8 protein-coding genes are annotated in these 7,593 nt (G+C 42.1%); 5 read left to right on the top strand and 3 right to left on the bottom strand.

Annotated elements, in window-relative coordinates; all coding sequences use genetic code 11:
- Positions 1-261: 261 nt before the first annotated feature.
- Together V7M78_RS19210 and V7M78_RS19205 are read left to right on the top strand one after the other, a co-directional pair.
- On the top strand, positions 262-705 hold the full coding sequence (locus V7M78_RS19210) for a hypothetical protein (RefSeq protein WP_333651990.1): 444 nt from the start codon (positions 262-264) through the stop codon (positions 703-705).
- 116 nt (positions 706-821) lie between these two features.
- On the top strand, positions 822-1,286 hold the full coding sequence (locus V7M78_RS19205) for an SRPBCC family protein (protein ID WP_333651988.1): 465 nt from the start codon (positions 822-824) through the stop codon (positions 1,284-1,286).
- A 520-nt stretch (positions 1,287-1,806) separates the two neighbouring features.
- Here V7M78_RS19205 and V7M78_RS19200 read toward each other — a convergent pair.
- The 3 genes from V7M78_RS19200 to V7M78_RS19190 are packed head-to-tail and all read right to left on the bottom strand — an operon-like array spanning position 1,807 to position 4,765.
- The gene (locus V7M78_RS19200) at positions 1,807-3,387 is read right to left on the bottom strand and encodes an ABC transporter permease (protein WP_333651986.1); all 1,581 of its coding nucleotides are present in this window, start codon (positions 3,385-3,387) and stop codon (positions 1,807-1,809) included.
- The gene (locus tag V7M78_RS19195) at positions 3,384-4,124 is read right to left on the bottom strand and encodes an ABC transporter ATP-binding protein (protein ID WP_333651984.1); all 741 of its coding nucleotides are present in this window, start codon (positions 4,122-4,124) and stop codon (positions 3,384-3,386) included. The genes V7M78_RS19200 and V7M78_RS19195 overlap by 4 nt, the downstream gene beginning before the upstream one ends.
- Before the next feature lie 14 nt (positions 4,125-4,138).
- Entirely contained in the window at positions 4,139-4,765 is a 627-nt protein-coding gene (locus V7M78_RS19190) for a TetR/AcrR family transcriptional regulator (protein WP_333651982.1), read from the bottom strand.
- A gap of 429 nt (positions 4,766-5,194) precedes the next feature.
- Here V7M78_RS19190 and V7M78_RS19185 point away from each other — a divergent pair, with 429 nt between their 5' ends.
- The 3 genes from V7M78_RS19185 to V7M78_RS19175 all read left to right on the top strand — a co-directional run bounded on the left by V7M78_RS19185 (position 5,195) and on the right by V7M78_RS19175 (position 7,529).
- Entirely contained in the window at positions 5,195-5,980 is a 786-nt protein-coding gene (locus V7M78_RS19185) for a hypothetical protein (protein WP_333651981.1), read from the top strand.
- Between the two features lie 102 nt (positions 5,981-6,082).
- Positions 6,083-6,607 carry a phosphotransferase-like protein gene (locus V7M78_RS19180; RefSeq protein WP_333651980.1) on the top strand — a complete coding sequence of 175 codons (525 nt, stop codon included), beginning with the start codon at positions 6,083-6,085 and terminating at the stop codon, positions 6,605-6,607.
- Between the two features lie 106 nt (positions 6,608-6,713).
- The gene (locus V7M78_RS19175; RefSeq protein WP_333651979.1) at positions 6,714-7,529 is read left to right on the top strand and encodes a M55 family metallopeptidase; all 816 of its coding nucleotides are present in this window, start codon (positions 6,714-6,716) and stop codon (positions 7,527-7,529) included.
- Positions 7,530-7,593 lie beyond the last annotated feature (64 nt).

Genomic DNA, 7,593 nt, shown 5'->3' with positions numbered 1-7,593 from the left:
TAAACTGGATATGGGTAAAAGCTGCATCCGGTTTAAAAAGCTGGAGACGATACCTTATGAACTGATTGGAACTCTTTGCCAAAAGATTACGCCGCAGGCTTATATAGTAAAATACGAAATGAGATCAAAAAGATAAGGGAAACAGGAAAGTTTGCATCTGCATTTACGTTATCGTTTGGCGGCAGATGCAGCCAGAACTTATTATGATAAAGCACTGTTAAATCATAAGTTATATTTGAAGCTGAAAGAGAGGTTATAACTATGATAGAATTGGATACATTCAAAAAACTGTTGAAAGAATATGGAGAGTGGCTTCCTTTATTAACCCTTGACGAATTTTTTAATGGTAACACGATTGAAGATTCCATTGCTCCAAATCAATGGGGCTATGGCCGCCCTTCGCTTGCTGAAATATGGGAGGTTCTGCATAAAGTCGAATTAATACCAAAGATGGCCTGGGTTCGAGTTGTCCTCCATGATGATACGGAAATCGAAGAATGTGATGGGAAAGAAATATTAAATCTTTCCGGAGATACAATCGCGCTCTGCACAACTGCCCAACCTGCGGAAGTAGAAAAATTGGTAAATTGCGAGTGGTTATGCTCTGATGGGGTAATTGCAATAAAGGACTCAGAATTAAATGTTTTTTCACGCATTCCACCTATTCCAGAGGGGTTTAGATGTTTAGAAATTGTATGGGACTAATCTGATTATAGTGAAATCCATATTGTGTCAAAGTAGTAATTTATCGGAAAGTTTTAACAGCGGATTTTATAATGTGTTATTAGCAGAATAAACATTTAATTTAAGGAGATTAACCTATGAAACAAACAATGCCAATTTGTACACCTGATTTATCATTACGGCCACTTAGTCTTTCTGTAGATAGGACAATACCATTTCCAGCCCATGTATTGTACCGTGTTTGGACTGAACAGTTTGATCTATGGTTTGCAGAACCAGGTTCAGTCCTAATGAAAGGAGAAGTCAACACCGTTTTTTACTTTGAAACAGCCTTTGAAGGGAAGCGCCATCCTCATTATGGCCGTTTTCTTCGACTTGTGCCTGACCAACTGGTCGAACTTACATGGCTGACAGGTGCTGACGGAACCAAAGGCGCCGAAACTGTTGTGACTGTGGAATTAAAAGAAATTGAGAGTGGAACAGTATTACAATTAAATCATGCAGGGTTTCCAGATGAAGAATCAAGGGACAAGCATGAACAGGCATGGCCGCTGGTTCTTGCCCAACTGGAGGATAGGTTGAAAAGTTGCCCAAGTATATGAAGCATTTATCAACCCTTCCATTACTACAAAGTTTTGGTTTACTAAAAGTAGTGGAAGGCTTGAACTCAATAAGCAAATCCAGTGGGATTGGGAATTATATGATTTATCTGTACGGGTTAGTGTAAAAGAAATTGAACAAAACTATTTCACTCTACCTATTTTGCAAATAAAGAGTTGGTTGGAGATGGCAGCGGCAGCGGTAAGATGACAATGGGGAAGCTTTCTGGCGTACTGAAGTGTATAACTAAGAATTCCGATGTTGTCGGATTCACAATAGCAGAATTTCTTCCGTTTGATGAGCATAAACTGCACAAAATGTTTCGGGCATCAAAATATTTAGTGTTTGCTTACTATCTCGAATTAATTAGTATTTTAAATGAAGCTAATAGAGTAGTTGGTGGGAATGCCACCTATTTATCACCGCCCAAATTAAAATCATGATAAAAAAAGGGATTAGATACTAAAAACAGTATCAATCCCTTATCTTTATTTATTCACAATATTTTCAGCTGTCCCGATATTACAGCGCCGCATCTCTTCGGTGGAACAGGCTGATTCCAATTCCAGTCAATATAATTGTCACAATATACAGCACCAGCGGTGCGGCCATTGGCTGGGTGGCTTTTAACGGTGTAATCCAAGAGAAGGGGGAAAGGACATAGAGTACTTCGGGAATCTGTTGCTGCTCCCAGAAGATCTCCATAAGGAGAAATAGAGTGAGCACGCCATAACTGATTCCGCTCATCCATCTTGGCATCGTACCGAAAAGCAACAGGGCGATACCACCAATAGTCCAGATTGCCGGAATCATCCCCGCCATTTCAAAGAAAAGCCTGGAAAGCGCTGTGCCGTCCCCGGTACCGATTACCGCACCTAAGCCGGCGCAGAATCCAGAAATCAACATAATAGCCGCCGAACCACCGAAGATGTAGACCATATGGCTCTGGACCAACCTTTCCCGCTGTACTGGCAAAGATAATAATGTTTCGCCTTTTGCTGTCTCTTCCTGGCGAAGAATACCTGCCGACATCATCACATAAACAGAGATCAGCATCCCGAAAATATACAACATCAGAGATAAAAACGCCCGGTCTATACCGCCCAGCCGCTCAATCAGACTTGTCAGAGCATCCGCTGAGCTGACGGCGTTCACCATCAAGTAACTGGCGTAGCCCATGGCGAAGGAAAAGATTCCGTAAAAGCAAAACCATGCGAGAAACAGGCTCTTTTGCGTGCGCCAGGCAAGAGCAGTAAGATTACAAAGCCCCGGCTTTGCAAAAGCTCTGCCCGTCCGTTGGGGCACAAGTCCCGCACCAACATCCCGATGTGCCATCAACCACATAGACAGAGCCGCCAGAGCCGCACCCAACACAAGCGGAATCAAAAGCACTATGAAATGCTCTCCGGCAAAAGGCCGTACCAACAACGGCCATTCCAGCGGATTGAAGTAAGCAAGAAGATTTTGTCCGCCGCTCACATTCCACATAATATGCAGGCCAAACAGTGCTCCCAACAGTCCAAAGGACATCCCCCGTGCCGCCGTGGCACTTACAAAGAACTGCGCGGCTGTTCCTGCCAGAATCCCCAACACAGAGGCAGATGCAAAGAAGCCCAGGCAGTGGGCCAGTGAACCCATAACCTCCAGACCAAGTGCAACCATTGTAAATATGGTCAGCACTGCCGCAATGGCATTAGTGATAATCATATTTACTAATGCCGCCGTCAAGGTTGCAAGGCTGCCGGTAACATTGGCTTCCAGCAGCTCCCGCGTGCCTTGCTCTTCGGACAGCCGGGTGTGGCGAATCATGTGGATCATACTGAAAATCCCGCCTAACAGCACTAAAAACACTTTGGTACGCCAAGCGACAAATCCGTCCACTGAAATATCCAGCAACGGCCCGTGCATAGCATTTGTCAATGGATCAATGAGACTGACACCCATCTCTGCCAACGCGCTCTGCGTAGGGAACAGCACTAGCGACGATATGGTGTTAATGGCCACCCATACTCCGGGTAGCAGCAGCCAGACAAATGTGAAGATGCGGTTTTGCCGCAGGTATAGCTTGGTAAGAGAAAGTGTGCCGTGAAAATATTTCTTCACGTTAATCGCCCCCTTTCACGATCCTTCTTGTAATAGTTCAAGAATAATGCTTCCAATGTAGGTGGTTCTTGTTGATGGATGAGTGCTTTTAGTTCTTCCATACTGCATTCTTTGATCATTTTCCCTCCACGTATGACGCCGATCTGGTCGCAAACGGCTTCCACCTCCGAAAGAATATGGCTGGAGAGAAACACTGTTTTTCCGGCATCCTGCATCTCCTTGACGCACTGCTGGAATATGCCCTCCATCAGTGGATCAAGACCGGTTGTGGGTTCATCGAGGATAAGCAGCTCCACATCGGATACAAAAGCTGAGATCAGTGCCACTTTCTGGCGGTTGCCTTTGGAGTAGGTCTTGCATTTTTTTGTGGGATCGAGATCAAACCGTTCAATAAACTGCATCCGGCGTTCCTTAGAATAGTTACCCCGCATCCGACCGAGAAAATCGATGACCTCACCGCCGGTCATGTTATCCCAGAGCTGTACATCGCTGGGTACATAAGCCAAACGCTTGTGCAGTTCCACCGAATCCCGCCAAGGGTCGCCGCCCAGCAGCTTTACTTGCCCGTCATTCTTTTTTAGCAAGCCAAGCAAAATACGGATGGTAGTGGATTTTCCTGCACCATTGGGGCCGATAAAGCCGTAAATACTGCCCTGGGGCACGGAAAGATCAAGGCCATTCAGGGCGGAGGTCTTGCCAAACCGCTTGGTTAAGTCATGTATTTCGATAGCAGACATATCATTTTCCTCCTTTACTGTTTATAGAAACATTTGCGCAGCACTTCCAAATACTCGTCAAAGTCAGCGTTGAGAGCCTCAATGTTGATGTCTACCACCTTTTTCTCTCCAATCAATTCGAGTGAACGGTTGCCGTAGTTCTCCAGCGCCCAACTGATGAGGTCTCGGATTTTGCTGGCTGGTACGTCCTGCCGGAACAAAGATGTATCTAAATTGCCCAGCAGGCATTCATAGCCATACTTTATCATCTTTTCAAGCAGCTCTTTCAGATCGGCAGCGATTTCGGGTGACTTTTCCACGGTCAGCCGCTTGATGAACTCGAACATCGGGGGGTAGCGCTGATAAACCGCTCCCTTGAGCATGGCGGCCCGGCGGTAACGAATGAGCAGGTCGCCGCTGCAATGGCCAATCTGCTCGTAAAATTCCCTGCTGACCACCTCAAATACATAGTCACAAAGGAAGAAGAACAAATCTTTCTTGCTCACAAAGTAGTGGAACAGAGCTCCTTTTGAGATGCCTGCCGCCTTTACCATTTCGTTGGTGGAAGCCAGATCATAACCTTTTGCAGCAAATTCCAGCAGGGCCGAATTTATGATAATATCCCTCTTTTCCTCTTTTAGTCCGATGAAATTTTCATGCATTGTTACCACACTCCTTATATATGGATTGACCACACTGGTCGGTGATTTCAATATAACACAACCGACCAATGTGGTCAATATCAAATTTCTAACAATTGCAAAAAAATTGACAAAGCAATCTACAGAACCGGTGATTAATTATAAGAGGCTGAAAAAAGTAAAAAAAAACAAAGGCAAAGGAACTTCTGAAAATGGTTAAGGCTAAGGCTTCCAGTGGGTTGGGGATATTAGCCTTACTAAATTAAGCATCGAAAAATACAGGTTGCCATGTTATAATTAGTATATCTTTTATATAGAAGTATATTGATGTGAAAAATTTGCAATTATAACTGTACATGCTACAATAAAGGAAGATCATAATTTGGAAGAAACATTTTTCTGTATTAAATATATCAGGATTTTAAAATACACTTGTTGAGGTGAGTTGTGATGTTTAATTTTGGAAGGCAAACATATATTTTTGATTCGTGTGTTAGACAAGGTTATGGTCAGTTGAAGAATAAGGTTCTTGTTGGTATTTTGTGCATTTGTGTACCATTATTGACAGCAGGATGCAGCGCTGACGCAGACGATAAAGTGCAATCTGAGAATAACGTGGAAACAACTGTTTTATCCGAAGATAATCAGGAAGAACATATAGAAGAAAATGAATATTATGAGAAAGTGATATCAGCTGCAAGAGAATGTATCGTAAAGAAAGAGGAAGAAATACCGTTGGAGTATGGTTTTAGCACTGTTATAAAAACAAGTGGGGCTGATGAAACACTGGGATATTTAATAGAAGATGTAGATGGAAACGGAGTCGATGAGCTGATATGGGGAGGAAATACAACGGATCCATCACTTAGTGATCCGTGGAATGGCGTTATCTATGGCATGTATACAATTTCTGACGGAGATCTTATTCATGTATTAAATGGATGGGAGCGTAACAGATATTACTTCTGCGAGAATGGGATGATTGCAAATGAAGGTGCCAGCGGTGCTGCGAACTTTAGCTATTCTTATTTTAACTTTTATGGATCAGAGCTTCAATTAGTGGAATCAGTTATTTATGATGGGACGAAAGATAGGGTTAATCCATGGTTTTATTCAACGGTGTCGGAAGCTGATGCGAAAAATGCAGAACCAATCAGTGAGGAACAGGCAGGAGAAATTATTGGAAAGTATGTTTACGAACATCCAACATTTATTCCGTTTATAGAGGAAAATTAGTATTGCAGTGGGGAGTATCCCTATATTTAGATACACAAATACCAATTTATCGTTGGGATAAAATACTTTACGGATTTAATAAGTATCAATAGGAGACGTGTTATGCTGGAGAAAGCAATATATTTAATTACTGGTGTTATGGCATCAGGAAAATCAACAGTTGCAGAACTGCTCGCTTCAAAAATTGAGAACTGTGTACATTTGCACGGTGATATATTTCGTACAATGATTGTATCAGGTCGTGCAGAGATGTCCGCACAGCCATCTGACGAAGCAGTTCGACAGCTGCATCTGCGCTATCGCTTGGCTGCAGAAGCGGCCAGAACCTATTATGATAACGGATTTTCCGTTGTTATGCAGGATAATTACTACGGCGAAGAACTTCCCCGCATGTTAGATATGCTGGGGGATCGGAATGTTCATGTAGTAGTGCTTTGCCCAAATGTGGAAACAGTAAAGAAGCGTGAGGCGTTGCGGGGAAAGGTTGGATATATCGGTTTTACGCCGGAGGCTTTATATGCGGACTTTGTGAGGGAAACTCCTAAAATTGGATTTTGGCTCGACACCTCAGAACAGTCACCGAAGCAATCGGTTGAGGATATTTTGTTACACTTCAGGGGGCAATAGAATTGGAAAAACAAATCTCAAATGTTTAATAGTATTTATTTAGAGAGAGTATGGAATGTTTCCTTTTTAATATTTTATTAAAGAATCATATGAAAGGTGTGATATTGTGAAGATATATATTTCATCAGATATTGAAGGCATAAGCGGAATTACTGCTATTAATCAGGTATTACCTGGGGAGCGGGATTATGAGAGATCAAGAGAACTTATGACTCAAGAGGTTAATGCTGCTATCGAAGGAGCAATTGAGATTGGTGCAACAGAAATTGTCGTAAATGATCTTCATAGTGCCGGAACTAATATACTTATAGAATCTTTGAACAGTAAAGCCCAATTAATTATGGGTCCATCTCATAAGGGTGCAATGTTGGAAGGACTAGATTCATCGTTTGATGCAGCAATATTTATAGGCTATCATTCCAGGATGAATACAAGTGGTGTTTTGAGTCACTCTTTTCATGGAGGTGTTATTTCAAATATAAATATAAATGGTAAAGATGTTGGAGAGTTTTATATGAATGCATGCGTTGCAGGTCATTTTAATGTTCCGGTTGTTTTAGTATCAGGTGACAACATTCTGGAGCAGGAAGTAAAAGACGTAAATTCTCCAATTGAATCAGTTGTAGTTAAAACATCGTATGGAAGATATGCGGCAAAATGTTTAGCGCCATCCGTAGCATTTGAAAAAATAAAAGAAAAAAGTAAAGTTGCTTTGATGAATGCAAGGAATATCGACCCTGTAAAAATACAAGGGCCAATTGAAATGAGAGTTACTTTCCTTAACAGCGGTCAGGCTGAATCCGCATCAATAATGCCTGGAACAGAACTTATCAGTCCCAATATTGTATCATATAGTGGAAAAACAATTATTGATATCTATCGGGCATTAACAGCCATGATAAAAATAGCAAACAGCAATTGATATATTTATTGATATTGAAAGGCGCAAACCGCTGATTTTTTGATGAGTACTGATTTTACAAATC

Source organism: Lacrimispora sp. (assembly GCF_036758025.1).
Lineage (GTDB): Bacteria > Bacillota > Clostridia > Lachnospirales > Lachnospiraceae > Lacrimispora.
This window is presented reverse-complemented; position numbering and strand designations above follow the sequence as displayed.